Origin of the sequence: Shewanella sp. SM21 (genome assembly GCF_025654335.1) — a bacterium.
Lineage (GTDB): Bacteria > Pseudomonadota > Gammaproteobacteria > Enterobacterales > Shewanellaceae > Shewanella > Shewanella oncorhynchi.
The window spans coordinates 282,489-295,112 of the sequence record NZ_JAKKRL010000003.1 but is presented as its reverse complement, the minus strand read 5'-3'; the positions used below and the strand labels follow the sequence as shown (position 1 = coordinate 295,112).

The 12,624-nt window shown below is 40.7% G+C and carries 18 protein-coding genes; 4 read left to right on the top strand and 14 right to left on the bottom strand.

What is annotated here, in order from left to right; all coding sequences use genetic code 11:
• Window positions 1-238 precede the first annotated feature (238 nt).
• The 4 genes from L5L94_RS05535 to L5L94_RS05520 form a co-directional block, all read right to left on the bottom strand.
• Entirely contained in the window at window positions 239-523 is a 285-nt protein-coding gene (locus L5L94_RS05535) for a hypothetical protein (protein WP_263161769.1), read from the bottom strand.
• 10 nt (window positions 524-533) lie between these two features.
• A complete protein-coding gene (locus L5L94_RS05530; protein WP_263161768.1) occupies window positions 534-1,022 on the bottom strand; it encodes a hypothetical protein in 489 nt (162 codons plus the stop codon).
• A gap of 62 nt (window positions 1,023-1,084) precedes the next feature.
• The gene (locus tag L5L94_RS05525; protein WP_220054859.1) at window positions 1,085-1,342 is read right to left on the bottom strand and encodes a hypothetical protein; all 258 of its coding nucleotides are present in this window, start codon (window positions 1,340-1,342) and stop codon (window positions 1,085-1,087) included.
• Window positions 1,343-1,698: 356 nt separating this feature from the next.
• On the bottom strand, window positions 1,699-2,730 hold the full coding sequence (locus tag L5L94_RS05520; RefSeq protein ID WP_263161765.1) for a hypothetical protein: 1,032 nt from the start codon (window positions 2,728-2,730) through the stop codon (window positions 1,699-1,701).
• Between the two features lie 224 nt (window positions 2,731-2,954).
• Here L5L94_RS05520 and L5L94_RS05515 point away from each other — a divergent pair, with 224 nt between their 5' ends.
• Window positions 2,955-3,149, top strand: a complete 195-nt coding sequence (locus tag L5L94_RS05515; protein ID WP_263161763.1) for a hypothetical protein — start codon at window positions 2,955-2,957, stop codon at window positions 3,147-3,149.
• Between the two features lie 9 nt (window positions 3,150-3,158).
• On the opposite strand, the gene L5L94_RS05510 is transcribed toward L5L94_RS05515, so the two are convergent.
• The 10 genes from L5L94_RS05510 to L5L94_RS05465 form a co-directional block, all read right to left on the bottom strand.
• Window positions 3,159-4,136, bottom strand: coding sequence for a YiiX/YebB-like N1pC/P60 family cysteine hydrolase (locus tag L5L94_RS05510; RefSeq protein WP_263161760.1), 978 nt, complete (start codon window positions 4,134-4,136; stop codon window positions 3,159-3,161).
• Between the two features lie 44 nt (window positions 4,137-4,180).
• Entirely contained in the window at window positions 4,181-4,930 is a 750-nt protein-coding gene (locus L5L94_RS05505; protein ID WP_263161758.1) for an NYN domain-containing protein, read from the bottom strand.
• A 187-nt stretch (window positions 4,931-5,117) separates the two neighbouring features.
• Entirely contained in the window at window positions 5,118-5,459 is a 342-nt protein-coding gene (locus L5L94_RS05500; protein ID WP_263161755.1) for a hypothetical protein, read from the bottom strand.
• Complete coding sequence (locus tag L5L94_RS05495; RefSeq protein WP_220054856.1) at window positions 5,449-5,664, bottom strand: helix-turn-helix domain-containing protein; 216 nt, start codon at window positions 5,662-5,664, stop codon at window positions 5,449-5,451. The genes L5L94_RS05500 and L5L94_RS05495 overlap by 11 nt, the downstream gene beginning before the upstream one ends.
• A complete protein-coding gene (locus tag L5L94_RS05490; RefSeq protein ID WP_263161752.1) occupies window positions 5,661-6,863 on the bottom strand; it encodes a tyrosine-type recombinase/integrase in 1,203 nt (400 codons plus the stop codon). The genes L5L94_RS05495 and L5L94_RS05490 overlap by 4 nt, the downstream gene beginning before the upstream one ends.
• Window positions 6,847-7,524 (bottom strand): replication protein P, encoded by a 678-nt coding sequence (locus tag L5L94_RS05485; RefSeq protein WP_263161750.1) that lies wholly within the window; start codon window positions 7,522-7,524, stop codon window positions 6,847-6,849. Before L5L94_RS05485 ends, L5L94_RS05490 begins: the two co-directional genes overlap by 17 nt.
• A complete protein-coding gene (locus L5L94_RS05480; protein WP_263161748.1) occupies window positions 7,521-8,348 on the bottom strand; it encodes a helix-turn-helix domain-containing protein in 828 nt (275 codons plus the stop codon). The genes L5L94_RS05485 and L5L94_RS05480 overlap by 4 nt, the downstream gene beginning before the upstream one ends.
• An 87-nt stretch (window positions 8,349-8,435) precedes the next feature.
• Complete coding sequence (locus tag L5L94_RS05475) at window positions 8,436-8,708, bottom strand: hypothetical protein (RefSeq protein ID WP_263161745.1); 273 nt, start codon at window positions 8,706-8,708, stop codon at window positions 8,436-8,438.
• Window positions 8,701-9,309, bottom strand: a complete 609-nt coding sequence (locus tag L5L94_RS05470) for a hypothetical protein (RefSeq protein ID WP_263161742.1) — start codon at window positions 9,307-9,309, stop codon at window positions 8,701-8,703. Before L5L94_RS05470 ends, L5L94_RS05475 begins: the two co-directional genes overlap by 8 nt.
• A 12-nt stretch (window positions 9,310-9,321) precedes the next feature.
• Window positions 9,322-9,543: a helix-turn-helix domain-containing protein gene (locus L5L94_RS05465; protein WP_263161739.1), complete on the bottom strand. Its 222-nt coding sequence runs from the start codon at window positions 9,541-9,543 to the stop codon at window positions 9,322-9,324.
• Window positions 9,544-9,659: 116 nt separating this feature from the next.
• Between L5L94_RS05465 and L5L94_RS05460 the strand changes: the two genes are divergently transcribed.
• From L5L94_RS05460 to L5L94_RS05450, 3 genes are read left to right on the top strand one after another with little or no spacing between them, the layout of a single operon-like run.
• Window positions 9,660-10,289: a LexA family protein gene (locus L5L94_RS05460; protein ID WP_263161736.1), complete on the top strand. Its 630-nt coding sequence runs from the start codon at window positions 9,660-9,662 to the stop codon at window positions 10,287-10,289.
• An 11-nt stretch (window positions 10,290-10,300) separates the two neighbouring features.
• Window positions 10,301-12,163 (top strand): DEAD/DEAH box helicase, encoded by a 1,863-nt coding sequence (locus L5L94_RS05455; RefSeq protein WP_263161733.1) that lies wholly within the window; start codon window positions 10,301-10,303, stop codon window positions 12,161-12,163.
• Window positions 12,160-12,597 (top strand): hypothetical protein, encoded by a 438-nt coding sequence (locus L5L94_RS05450; RefSeq protein ID WP_263161731.1) that lies wholly within the window; start codon window positions 12,160-12,162, stop codon window positions 12,595-12,597. The genes L5L94_RS05455 and L5L94_RS05450 overlap by 4 nt, the downstream gene beginning before the upstream one ends.
• Window positions 12,598-12,624 lie beyond the last annotated feature (27 nt).

Genomic DNA, 12,624 nt, shown 5'->3' with positions numbered 1-12,624 from the left:
TGTCTGATTGAGAAACAATAAAAACTTCATCACTCTCGATCACATTCGTTAGCACTGGAACTGTTGCCACGCATGGGGTTTTGGGGGGCGGTAACATGCTGCACCCGCCCAAACTGACGCAAATAATCACCAGGATTGGTCTTAGCCAGTAGCAACCGTTCTTCACGCTTTGTTTCATCATCACGCCTTTTTAGTTGCACGCCCCACTCAAGCAGTAAAACGAACAACTTCAGCCAATTCACTGCTTATTCTCATTCTTTGCTGCACCGTAATTAGCAGCAACAAAATTCAGTATTGCTTTCAATGCATTAGGTAAACGAGAGGTAATAGACGTTGGCAGTAATGCAACAGCATGAGCAACACCATAAAGCACAGCAATCATCACTCCTGCCCATCCCGGCAATGCCTCAATAGGTGGAATTAGTTCTGGCGATGCTGCCAATGCCGCAAATGGCATTAACACTAAAGCAAGCATCAACCCGAAAACCGTGGCTAATTTCGTATTTGAAAATAGTTTTTGCATAATCAATCTCCTATGGAAGTAACGCATTAACACCTGCAAGCTCACACCGCACCAAGTACTCCTCTGGTGTGCCCTTGCCTGCCGATGTGTTGTAATGCCGCTTCCAGTACAGCGCTCGCCCTTCACGAGTCTCAGGTATCGGACTCTGCACAGCGAAATAACGTAAGCGACAAAAGATAAAACTCAGTAATGGCGAGGTTTCTAGCTCGACATAGCTAACCTTGCCCAGATAGATGCCAAATGCCTGATAAAGCTCATCAGCCAGTCGATGTTTTTTGTATTTACTCTTTAACCAATCAAACGTGCCTTCATCTACCTGTGTTACACCTGTTCCAGCGGCATAAGTGGTTAAGTCACGATAAGAGCCCAATAGCGTTTCGGCTGCTGCAGTCTCAATCAATAAATCAACGGCCTTATCACCACCGCCTAACACCCCACAAACCGCTTGAGCAAACACCATTACTTGCTGCTTATTAACGAGGCCGTAATACACGGTCATAGCAATCCTCCAGAAACAAAAAAGCCCTGAATATTCAGGGCTTATGGAATGAGTTGACTGTTTTATTTGGGCTTCTTAGCCTGCTGACGCTCGTCTAAATATTTCCAAATATCAAACACTAATCGGCCTGCCACAACTAACAAGCCACCAACTGAAACTAACGTGGAAATAGTAAAAGCTGAGGTAGGAATTTGTGCTGCCATATCTGCGGCTTCCTGTGCCTTAGCCGCCACTTCACTAGAAAAAATACTGATACCACTACCGCCACCGTAGGCAATTAAACGCCCTTTCCATTCGCTGGCTTTTATTAATACATTCATAAGCTTTAGGCCAAAAAAATGCCCTATCCAAATGAATAGGGCAACAGGTGAAGTTCTCAGGTTATTGCTTTGGTGAGCATAGCTGTAATGTACAGTTTTTCGGCGTTTCAAATAGCCCTAAAAATGTCCCTTTTTAAGTCTTTTGCCACAGAAAACACCTTTTTTGCCTTGGCTCAGGCTCAAATTTTGTCGCTTAACTGACATTTTTAACTTACCGATTCACCAAACTCATCCCAAATTGACTAAACCATTGCATCCTTCTCTGAGGCTGATGCAATAACTTACCTGTAGAGCTTGGTGTTACAGGGCTTAGGGCTGACTAAGAAAATAAGATGATCTCAGGATTATCTCAGTCATTACGACCCCATTGAATTAACGCCAAGTAGTCTTAGCATTTCCTTTTTCACAGCACGTAAATCATGAGCTGCAATAGTGTTTGGGTTATCAAGATAATGCATCACAGCATCATCCCCCCTATGCTTTTCTTTGGTTATGTCGCTGTGATAATCGTAGGTAGACGTGGTATAAGCATCAAAAACATAAACCCCTTCCCTCTCCAATTCATAAAGGTACTTTAAATCTTTCGAGCAGGATTTTTGATAGCTCTTGGGGTAGAACATGATCTCGTCTATTAATTCATCATTAAAAGACTCATCAACATAACTTGAAAACCTAAATGCATAGTCCATTTTTACATCGATTAATAAGAAAGCTAATTTAGTAGTTGGTTTGGCAAAATCCCCTTCATTCCTGCGCATAAGGAATGCTCTGCTATTTTCTATTGAGGTGTAAAAGCGGTCATTTAGACGACCAGGTGTCACGATAAGATCAATTGGGAAATGGTCAGCGACTAAGTGACGGACACCAGTCTCAAGGTCAAAAAAGATAAAATCATAATGCTTTTGTATATCTGTAAATGTTGCTTTTACAAAGTCTCGACCACTCCAACAAATATCTTCTTCAAAAAGGATCTTCGGAAATGGTTGGTTAGTATAGGCTGCAAAAGTTTGACCATGTGTCAACTGGCTGTATTTTTTACTAACAATGAGCAACACATCATAACCATCATTAGCGAGAAGAATAGCCATATCTCGAGTGAGAGAAGACCGCCCCATCCCTCCTGCACCACCGGCAAAACTAATCACCTTCCCGTAATGATATTCGTCATTAAAGTGAGGAGGGTATGGCAAGCCAGTCTTTAAGCAAAACAACTCTAAAGCTGCATCACCTATATAGATATGTGTATCTGAGGACTCTGATTCCTCAAATTTTTGCCATTGCCTAACAGATACGTGCACTATCTCAGCGGCTTGCTTTTGAGTAATTCCAGCCTTCTGTCGAAGCGATTTCATTTGATCAGGAGTAATTTTATAGCTTCTTTTAGCCATACGTATTTTATTCGTATAAGTATAATTTAGTCGTACTTTACTTCATAAGACGAATAAAATCACGAAAAACAAACAGCTAGAAGAATAATGTTTTCAAGGAGAAACTATATGTAATTAAAGGGAAATACTTTGAATTTGCGCTTTGTGGTATGGCGGATTTCTTGCGCGATTGGAAAGGTGTGTTCTCATAGACTTATCAAGCAAACATAGAGAAAAGTATAAATATGGCACTAATAACACGAACACTAGAAAGCACCGATGGTGCTCAGCAGATTGCAATTTTTGATACAGCTCAAAAGCCTGTAGATTCCGAATTAGGTCTTTTTACTGATAATGAGAAAGAATTCATTGCACCTAAGAATAAAGAAGATGCAATGAATATAATAGGGAAATTAATTTTTATTGGGAAAAAGATATAACCTAAGACACTAATCTTGAAGTGCCTTTAAAGCATACTCAGCAGATTTTTTATTTAACTCTGTCGCGCTTAGTAAGTCACAATATAATTGTCGTTCTCTCATAAAATACTTTAGCTCGGATTTAGAACACAAATGCGTATAATATTGATACATTTTCAAATATCGAGAATGCAATTCTTTAGTTGCTTTAACTTCATCAATAGCCTGAGTGATAAGTACACTCTTCGGTATTTTTCGTGCAATAAACGTTTCCCCATCATATCGCCAAGGATTTTTCGCCATATCTTTTGATAACAAATCATAATAACCACTATTCATTGCTATTTCATATATTTCAGAATCAAATGAGCCATCTAAAAGTAAAGCATCACTTAAATCCTGAAAATTTTGTATATTCTTCCCCGTAATTCTGCGCGCTTCTCTAAGTATCAAATTAGTTGCTGAATCTTGAATTTTCAACCCTGTCTCACTGTTTGCAAAGAGTATTTCAGATCCACTAGCCTCCCTTACACAACCTAAAACCTCTTTAACATAAGGAGATCTATCTAATTCTGATGGTATACAAAAATGAGGATCGTTTACTAAATTTAATCCGGCATACTTATAGGACTCTGCAACTAGCCTTGAGCAGAACTGCTTATTACTAGGTACTTTATTTCTTTTAGGCAAAACAGATTTAATGGCATCTTTAACGCTATACTCAGTACCGATTCTATTCCTTGCATAATCACAAGCGTTTTTTACATAAGAAGATTCCGTAATACGAACAACTTTTACATCATCAGACTTTTCAAAGAGTTTTCTTTGAATATTGCCTGAATGAACCCCATTATTATCTGAATGGATATAACTTCCACGAGAAACATACAGCATTGCATGGGAATACTCTCCCTGAGAAAAAAAGCGAACACCCTTACTTAAAACAGCCTTTTCCCTTGTAAGTATAATATCTCCTACTTCTAATTTATCCATATCGAGTATAAACATAATAAATTCCTTTTAATTTACGATTTAGTTTATAAATGAAGCATCTAACGTTCAATCCACCAAGATGGTCTAGGATTTGGAGATACACCCATCCCCCTTCCAAGAACAGCAACTATATCAAAAGATTTTTTACCATCCACGTGTAAATTTAGCTCTTGGTCCACATTGCCATATAGAGGATCCAACATAACATCAACACCATGAGTTCTAGCCAGTTTTGCTGCAGGAACAAAGTCGGCATCACTTGCAAATAACACAATTGCGTCAGCGAACTTACTCAGTGTTAATGTCGCAATATCAATACCAATACGGGTATCAACACCTTTTTGTTTCACATCCAACTTAAAATGTTCAGGTCTGAGATCTGCAACTTCAATTTCACCAGACAGTAATTTCTTCTGTATATCCTGTTTTAAGATCCAGTCCTTTGCATTAGATAACTTGCCCATTCTAAGTGCCAATTTTCGGCGATTCTTTAAAAGCTCGTGTAATTCAAATTGAAAAATCGTATTAGAAGCATTTTTGAATGATTTGGTTGAAAGACCTTGCCCTGGTTCTCTTGGAACAGGTTCCCTCATTTGTTCACTATATGGTGGTGCATCATAATAATAAATGCGATACAACTCATCACGATGAAGATTTTCTTGATGGTTTCTAATCAAAGAATAGAGGAGATCAACAACATGCTTAGGAGTAAGATCGACTCCAGATGTGGAATAATATTTTCTATAGTAATACTTGATGCGGGACATGAAGTACCCACCATCAACAAAAAAAGCCACTTTTTTATTCATTTTTTTCACAAAATAAAAGGCTCGGGACTGTGGACGTTCGCTAAAAATTTGAACGTGCACTGTGCCGAGCCGGTAAATGCATACTAGGATTTAATGACGGTACTGTCAACAATAAAAGCAAGTACCTTTTGCATCCTATCCCTAAAGCTCAAATGCCAGATTATCGCTAACTAATTGCTTTAGCAATCTAAAGAAGCTCTCTTTCCGCTCTTTTCAACCAATATAGATATGACTTCTCAGAGTCAAATTCAACCAAAGCCCAGTTGCGTTTACAGATATAGTGGACACGTAAGGCGCGGCGGCAATCATGGCTTAATCGGGTAATTTGCCGATCATAGTTGGCAATATGAGCAGGGACTGTGCCTTCGCTGATAACCGAACCAAAGCAACGGACCTCTCCCAACTTATCGCAGGCGCTGCGGCTGGCGTGCCCTTGCCCATACTCCTTGTTCGACCAATAACGCCCCCACTGAGTCAGCTCTTTTCGCAGCTGTTTAATGGTGATCCTTTCTCTTACATCATCTTGCATAAACCGCCGCCCTTTGGATTTCACTCAATGGAATACGAAACACCTGGTCGCAAATCGCCGTTAAATCATCATAGGAAACTGGCGTTTGCCCGCGCTCCCAACGCTGATAAGTCTTTGAGTTCACACCGTAGGTTTCAGCAACTTCTGCCTGGGTCAAACCACGAATACGGCGACCCGTTTTTAAAATCTCAAATCCACGAGTCATGTTGCCCCCACATATCCGCGCTTAACCAGGTGTTGGTGATAAGACTCAAGCGCCGCCAAAACACCTTTATCTAAGGTGCTATGTACGTAAGTACGCAGTAATACCGGTAAGGCATGATTTAAAATGCGCTCGCCAACCATAGTGTCCACGCCCATATCAGCAATAATGGTTCGACAGAGTTTACGAAGCGCATGGCTAGTAAACTCTTTAAAGCGAATTTGCTCGCTCCAATACTGTGCAGATCTTTTGGAGATCACCCCACTATCACCACAAAATAAGTAAGCTCGCTTACCGATATGCTTTAACTGCCATTGGCGATAGCCAAGTAATAGAGCCTTTGCTGCTGGGGTTAATGGCAGCCGGTGCTCTTGGCGGGTTTTGGCATTTACGGCAGGGATAATCCAATAATCACCAGCAAAGTGCTCCCAACGGCTTAACCGGGTTTCATTAATCCGTGTTCCAAACATCAGCATAAGTAAAAACAGTAAATTGGCAGGACGACTAGCCCCCTGTAATGCAGCAAACAGTTCAGTTAAATCCGTCTCTGTGAGCGTTGTTTCTAACGCTGGACCCAACTTCAAGCTAAACTGCACTCTGTATCCAGCTAGCGGGTTAACTGCTAATAAACGTAAATCGCATGCCGCCGAGAAAGCTCTTTTTAAAACGTTTACACATAGACGGATATAATGGGGAGCATACTCGGCAGAAAGCATCGCTTTTACCAGTAAAGAGTCGATACTAATAAAATCAAACTCAATGATTTTTTGGTGCCCGACTTTTGGTAAGAGCTGCTTATGGATCATTGAGACACAGTTATCTCGCCAACTTTTACTTAAGGTTGTATTGGTCGAAACATGATCTGCATACCAAAGCAACAGCTCTTCAAGCGTTAGCAATTCACTACTATTGCTAATCTCACCAATCGCACGTTTGGCCAGTAATTGTGGTAAGCCATTAAAAAACGTCTTCAAACACATAGCAGGAAAGTTGCCTTGCTTCTTCCAAAGGCTTTTCCCACCCTCATGCAACACCAAGAACACGCTAGCTTTAGTCCTATTTTTATTCGCCCTAAACTTCACATTGGGATATTGCCAATCCCTAAATTCACGCGCATCAGACTCCACTAACCAGCGTTTTATTGTTGTTATGTTAGCCTTACCAAACTGCACTCCCACGAAAGGCTTAACCAATTTTGGCATCAATCCCCCCACCCAAACCATGCTTAGCCCTTAACTCAGCCAGTATCTGCCTCGCCTTAGAGGGAGCAGTTGGAACAATCACTTCTGCAGGTAAAGCTTTCGGTAACTCAAAATCAAAATCCTCACCGGCCACATACCGCCTTACTAATTGCGTGTAATTATGGCTAAACACCTCAAAAACCTCTTTTTCAGCCCCTTGAGCAAATAACCAACTTCCAGTCTCGCGTACAGCCAAGCGCACAATATCATGGCTCCAGCGGTGCCTATCTGGGCGATGGTAATGCTTTAAGGCTTCGCGATAAGCAGCTTCCAACTCAGGCAATCCTGCATCATTTGCAGATGGCATACACCAGGCACAAAATTGCCTTGGAGTAGGCCAAAACTTACGATCACCTACCTCCCGCCGAGCCCTATTTAAACCATGCTGAACTTGTTCACGAGTACGAATCCCCTGCACTGCCAGTGTTTTAAGCCATTCAGATTTATGTATTCCTTCTTCATCTTGGCGAGGCGCACCAACAGGAAATAAAATTCTTAGTTTGACGAAAATACTATCCACAATGGCCCGATCTGCAGTAGTCGGTTCCGCCCGATTCCCCTGCCCGCCATTCCCAATAATCGGCCGTGAATGCATTAAGGTTTGTATGCTCTGTGCGCTCATACCAAAGGGTCCTCCGGGTCAAATACATGGCGAGTCCAATCCTCTGAAGCAGTCGGAATATGATTAGGGCTTACGCCCGCATTCCCTAACCACACAGCATTAAATCCACGCCAATTTCGAGTAACACATTCGGCCAAGCAATCATCGACGCTAAAACCGGCACCAACGGCTAAGTGCAACTGTGGCGCTAAACGATTAATCACCGTTTGGCTAACATCGGCCCTTTGTCGTTTTCGCATAGCCTGCCAATCAGCCAATGTCTGTTCACTCGGCATGGCTGGCCAAGCAGAAAAATCCAGCGCATTTTTTTGTATAGTTTTTTTAGAGCTTTTAATGACTGGTTTAATGACTGATTCGGTGCTATCTGGTGGCATAGGGTCTGCTACCTGCTGGCATACCCCTATGCTATCTGGTGACATAGGGTCTGCTATCTGCTGGCATCCCCCTATGCTATCTGGTAGCACCCTTGAATTATCAGCCTTTGCGGCATGTTTTGGTGTTAAAGACGGATTTTCACTCTGTTGCAAAGGCTCGTGCTTAGACGGTTTGCGTTCACCTTCCCGCAGGTGCAATTTATACACATTTGAGTCATTGCCTTTTGGACCTTTTCTGGCCTTAATCGTCAACAGACCATCATCAGCAAGATCTTTAATATGTTTACGCACCGTACTGTTACCAATCTCGCACTGCTCAGCAATATATTGATAGCTCGGCCAACACTCGCCACTATCACTCGCATTGTCAGCAAGTTTGATTAGAACCAGCTTGCGTAAAGGGTTGCCGACTTTCACCTTCATCGCCAGCACCATTAGCTCCATACTCATACGCAAGCCCCCGTTCTTTCCCTCAAATTAGTCAAATTGACTAAACTCATTTGCTTATCTATCATGCTATTGCCTTTTAGATGGGTATTAAGCCTGCACTCTGTCGCCAAACATTCGGCAGGCTTTCTTCATTTTTTCGGACTTAAGTGAATCGCAATTAGACCGCGCCAATAGAACTTCACGCTTTATCCCAACCTCACCGTCTGCTTGTAGCTTTGCTTTTTTGGCTTTAAGGGCAGTAATTTCAGCTTCAAGCTCTATTGGGTCTTTGTCACTTAACTGACTATCCAAATCATGTGAATGTGCGCTGCAGTTTGCTGCACCATAAAAACAACAGATCAAACATTCCTCATCAAACATGGTTCCCCTCCACTGCCTTTAAGCCGGCTTTATTGCCAACAAATGGATAATGCTTCTCAAGCAAATCAAGAGCTGCTTGGGTTGTTCCCCTTGACTCAGTTAGCTCACGATATGCAGTCACAACCTCATCACGGCTAGGTGAATTACCGAGTTGAATAACGGCGACTTGAGCTTCGGAGTTTTCTTTGGTCAAAGTGATAGCTAACGCCGCGGTATTAATCTCATACCTAGAGAATCCATGGTCGGCAACTACCGTCACCCCAACCATGCCGTAAACAGCGTTAAGGTAGTTCAGCTTCAAGGGCTGAGGCATAGCCGCCAAAATGGCTTGTTCAACGTGGAATAAACGTTCAGGCATAGCATGGGTTTCTTGATACTGCCCAAGCCATCTAAAAATCTTTTGGGCATTAACCCGCGAATCGTTATACGGGTCACTTGTACTGTTAAAACTTATCCCTTCATTTGCCAACAAAGGCATTAGCCCAAGCTCATTAGCCGCTGTAACAATCTCAGAGGCAATAATCGAACGGCTCACCTTAGGCATTTCAAGCCAACGGTGAATCGCCACCATTAATAAATCCAACCGTGATTTGTGTTTCATGAAGATTAATCCCTAAGCTGTATGCTTGAGCTGATGATTAGTTTCGTGATCGTGTAGTAACTCATCCACACTGACCGCACCTTGAGTTGCGGTGGAAATAAAACGGATATATTTGGCAGGGGCCTGTTTATGACGATGGAGCCAATTCCACACATGGCCTTGTCTGATCCCTAACTGGTTGGCTAATACTGTTTGTCCACCAATAATCTCAACTGCTTTTTCAATAGCTAACATAAACACCTCTTTAAATAGATTTAATGTGTATTTGAAACAACTTTAGTTGAATTGTCAAGACATGAAAAAGTTGTGAGAATAGGTGTTTAAACAACTAGAAGTTGTGACCTTAATAAATGACCATTAGTGAACGAATCAGAAGCCGTCGAAAAGCACTAAATATCACTCAAGCGCAATTGGCTAGTGAGATAGGTGTATCGCAAAATGCAATCCATAAGATTGAGGATGGAACAACCAAGCAGCCTCGAAATATCGTAGAGATTGCTAGGGTGTTAAAATGTTCACCTGATTGGCTATTGTTTGGTAAAGAAGCCCTTCCGCCTTCAGAAATAAGCAACATATCTGTTGGTCCTGAAATTAAAGGATTCTTTCCATTAATCAGTTGGGTTCGCGCTGGTGCTTGGTCAGCCATTGAAGAAATTCACGCCCTCGAAGCCGAGCGTTTTCCTTGTCCAGTAAGTTGTAGCGCCAATACCTTTGTGCTGAAAGTGCAAGGGGTTAGTATGGAACCCACCTTTCGCGATGGCGATTTAATCTTTGTCGATCCAGAAGTGGAATGGCGCCATGGTGCTTATGTAGTTGCACGCTTAAACGACCAGAACGAAGCAACTTTTAAGCAACTGGTAATAGAGGGAAGCCATAAATTTTTAAAACCCTTAAACCCTAACTGGCCAGAACAACTTATTCCTATCAATGGCAACTGCACAATTGTTGGTGTGGTGATATTTTCAGGAAGAACATTTTAAAAGGAATTTGTATGCCTTACTTTATTGATACAACAGCTAATATCTTAGGAAATAATAAACTTAGAACGCCTCAGATAGAAGCATATATAAAAATTCAACAATTTTTCCATGAAAATCCAGAGGGTGAAGCTTTAGTTGTTCTACCAACTGGAACAGGTAAAAGTGGATTAATTTCAATAGCCCCATTTGGGGTTAGTAATGGTAGAGTTCTAATTATCACTCCTGGGTTAGTCACAAAGCAAAGCATTCGTAAAACTCAAGAAATGCTTGAGGATAACTTTTGGATTAATTACGATGTACTATTCAGCGCACAAGATCTCCCTATTACTTGTGAATATGGCTCAGATTTATCAGACGAACATCTTTATCAGAGTCAGATTGTTTATTCTAATATCCAAAAGCTAGGCAGTATAAGAGATTCCGGTTTAATAAACCGAGTCGAACCAAACTTCTTTGACATGATAATCATTGATGAATCTCATCATGCGCCAGCTGATACATGGCGAGAGGTTTTAGCATATTTCTCTAAAGCTAAGAAATTACATGTAACAGGCACACCTTATAGAGGTGATAAGCAAGAGTTGCCTGGCGTTAGGATTCATGAAACTCTTTTATCAGAAGTAATGCGTGATAAGTATGTGAAATGGTTGAGAAAAGAGACGGTAAATGCACATGAGTTATTTTTCACCATTCCAGATAGTCCAGGTGTCATCTTTACAAAAGACCAAGTATTAGAATTAAAAGATAAAGAATGGCTTGAGCGTTCTGTTGCCTTATCTAAAGAATGCTCGATGGATGTTATCAACCACAGTGTAACAAGACTAAAAGAGCTAAAACAATCATCACCTCAAGTGCCGCATAAAATACTTGCTGTAGGTTGTAGCATCTTACATGCCACTGACTTGGCTAAATGGTATAGCAGTTGCGGCCTAAGAACTATCATTATCCATAGTGAAATGCCAAGAGATGATATAGAACGGGAATTTAAGAGAATAGAGTTACACGAATGTGATGTTGTAGTATCGGTGAATATGCTTATGGAAGGCTATGATCATAGATATTTATCAATATTAGCCTTGTTCAGGCCATATCGAAGCACAAATGCATTTGCTCAAGTTGTTGGCCGAGTATTGAGAACTATCCCTGACAATGAAATTACAGCATTTGAAATAGATAACAATGCCCTGATAATTTACCACGAAGAAACAGGGTTAGATATAATGTGGCAGGATTTTCAGGGTGAAATAGCCAGAGGTAAAAGACAGCGAGTTAAAGAGTATCCTGATCTTGATATTGAATATAATGAAAAAGATAAGACATTAGCAGGTGTCACCTCAGATAAATCATTTGTAAGTGCTCAGGATTCATATCTAAACGATATTAATTTTAATGACCTTTTTGAACAAAAGCGTATAGAAATTGCTAATAAAGTATCTAAAAAAATCGAAGCTATGAAACTTCTTGGTGGAGATGATTTAGACGCTGATGATCTGGAATTATTAAAAGAACAGCTGATTCAGAAAGAGACCCATAAAGTAGCAAAACATGATATTGATCCCAATTTGATAGCAAAAAGGCCTCATGTTGCCCGCAAGCAAATGAGGGACATTTTAAAGAAAAAAGCACAAGATGAAGCCGCGAATTTACTAACAGACTATAATTTATCAGAAAAAGGGATAGAACTAGCGCCAAAGTTCTTAGGTCGAGTCAGAAATGTTCAAGCTGGTACAGCAAATGATGCTGTGCTTGTTATGTTTATCAATGCTAAACTCTTCGCAAAACACGGTGCGGTAGCCGACCGTGACAATAGTTCATTAATGCAGTCTATTAAGGATATTGACGCTATTATTGCTGAACTACGGAGAATGCTATGAAAATAGATAATAAAATCAAATGTATAATTGAAAAACTAGCACATCTTTTTTTAACAAAAGGTGTTCAACCTTCTGAAATTACTGATGCCATTTTTACTAAAGAGTATAACGATATTTCTTTCAGTAAAGCTGGAGAGTTTATCACTATGGTAGTTTGCTTTTCAGAAGTAGATGATGAAAGCCTAGATACGGTTATCCATCGAATGAAATACACATACACACTAGATAAATATCTAGTAAAAATTGAGCAAAAAGTAGGGTCAAAAAGCTATAAAGTACAATGGGATAGAGATGTGGAGATAAGTGATTTACTTCATCAATTTGCAGATGAAGTGAACGCAATATCTCCTTATGTAGATCTTGATAAAATGCTTTCAACTTTACCTACATCATTGCAACCTAGCTTACGTTCCAGATTGCGACTTGCTGCTTAAAAAAATATCTTTATAAAGAAAACCCGC

What these genes read in the sequence shown, in the direction of transcription:
- L5L94_RS05535 (WP_263161769.1), bottom strand. Translation starts at nt 523, where the DNA reads ATGCAAAAACTATTTTCAAATACGAAATTAGCCACGGTTTTCGGGTTG.
- L5L94_RS05530 (WP_263161768.1), bottom strand. Translation starts at nt 1,022, where the DNA reads ATGACCGTGTATTACGGCCTCGTTAATAAGCAGCAAGTAATGGTGTTT.
- L5L94_RS05525 (WP_220054859.1), bottom strand. Translation starts at nt 1,342, where the DNA reads ATGAATGTATTAATAAAAGCCAGCGAATGGAAAGGGCGTTTAATTGCC.
- L5L94_RS05520 (WP_263161765.1), bottom strand. Translation starts at nt 2,730, where the DNA reads ATGGCTAAAAGAAGCTATAAAATTACTCCTGATCAAATGAAATCGCTT.
- L5L94_RS05515 (WP_263161763.1), top strand. Translation starts at nt 2,955, where the DNA reads ATGGCACTAATAACACGAACACTAGAAAGCACCGATGGTGCTCAGCAG.
- L5L94_RS05510 (WP_263161760.1), bottom strand. Translation starts at nt 4,136, where the DNA reads ATGTTTATACTCGATATGGATAAATTAGAAGTAGGAGATATTATACTT.
- L5L94_RS05505 (WP_263161758.1), bottom strand. Translation starts at nt 4,930, where the DNA reads ATGAATAAAAAAGTGGCTTTTTTTGTTGATGGTGGGTACTTCATGTCC.
- L5L94_RS05500 (WP_263161755.1), bottom strand. Translation starts at nt 5,459, where the DNA reads ATGCAAGATGATGTAAGAGAAAGGATCACCATTAAACAGCTGCGAAAA.
- L5L94_RS05495 (WP_220054856.1), bottom strand. Translation starts at nt 5,664, where the DNA reads ATGACTCGTGGATTTGAGATTTTAAAAACGGGTCGCCGTATTCGTGGT.
- L5L94_RS05490 (WP_263161752.1), bottom strand. Translation starts at nt 6,863, where the DNA reads ATGCCAAAATTGGTTAAGCCTTTCGTGGGAGTGCAGTTTGGTAAGGCT.
- L5L94_RS05485 (WP_263161750.1), bottom strand. Translation starts at nt 7,524, where the DNA reads ATGAGCGCACAGAGCATACAAACCTTAATGCATTCACGGCCGATTATT.
- L5L94_RS05480 (WP_263161748.1), bottom strand. Translation starts at nt 8,348, where the DNA reads ATGAGTATGGAGCTAATGGTGCTGGCGATGAAGGTGAAAGTCGGCAAC.
- L5L94_RS05475 (WP_263161745.1), bottom strand. Translation starts at nt 8,708, where the DNA reads ATGTTTGATGAGGAATGTTTGATCTGTTGTTTTTATGGTGCAGCAAAC.
- L5L94_RS05470 (WP_263161742.1), bottom strand. Translation starts at nt 9,309, where the DNA reads ATGAAACACAAATCACGGTTGGATTTATTAATGGTGGCGATTCACCGT.
- L5L94_RS05465 (WP_263161739.1), bottom strand. Translation starts at nt 9,543, where the DNA reads ATGTTAGCTATTGAAAAAGCAGTTGAGATTATTGGTGGACAAACAGTA.
- L5L94_RS05460 (WP_263161736.1), top strand. Translation starts at nt 9,660, where the DNA reads ATGACCATTAGTGAACGAATCAGAAGCCGTCGAAAAGCACTAAATATC.
- L5L94_RS05455 (WP_263161733.1), top strand. Translation starts at nt 10,301, where the DNA reads ATGCCTTACTTTATTGATACAACAGCTAATATCTTAGGAAATAATAAA.
- L5L94_RS05450 (WP_263161731.1), top strand. Translation starts at nt 12,160, where the DNA reads ATGAAAATAGATAATAAAATCAAATGTATAATTGAAAAACTAGCACAT.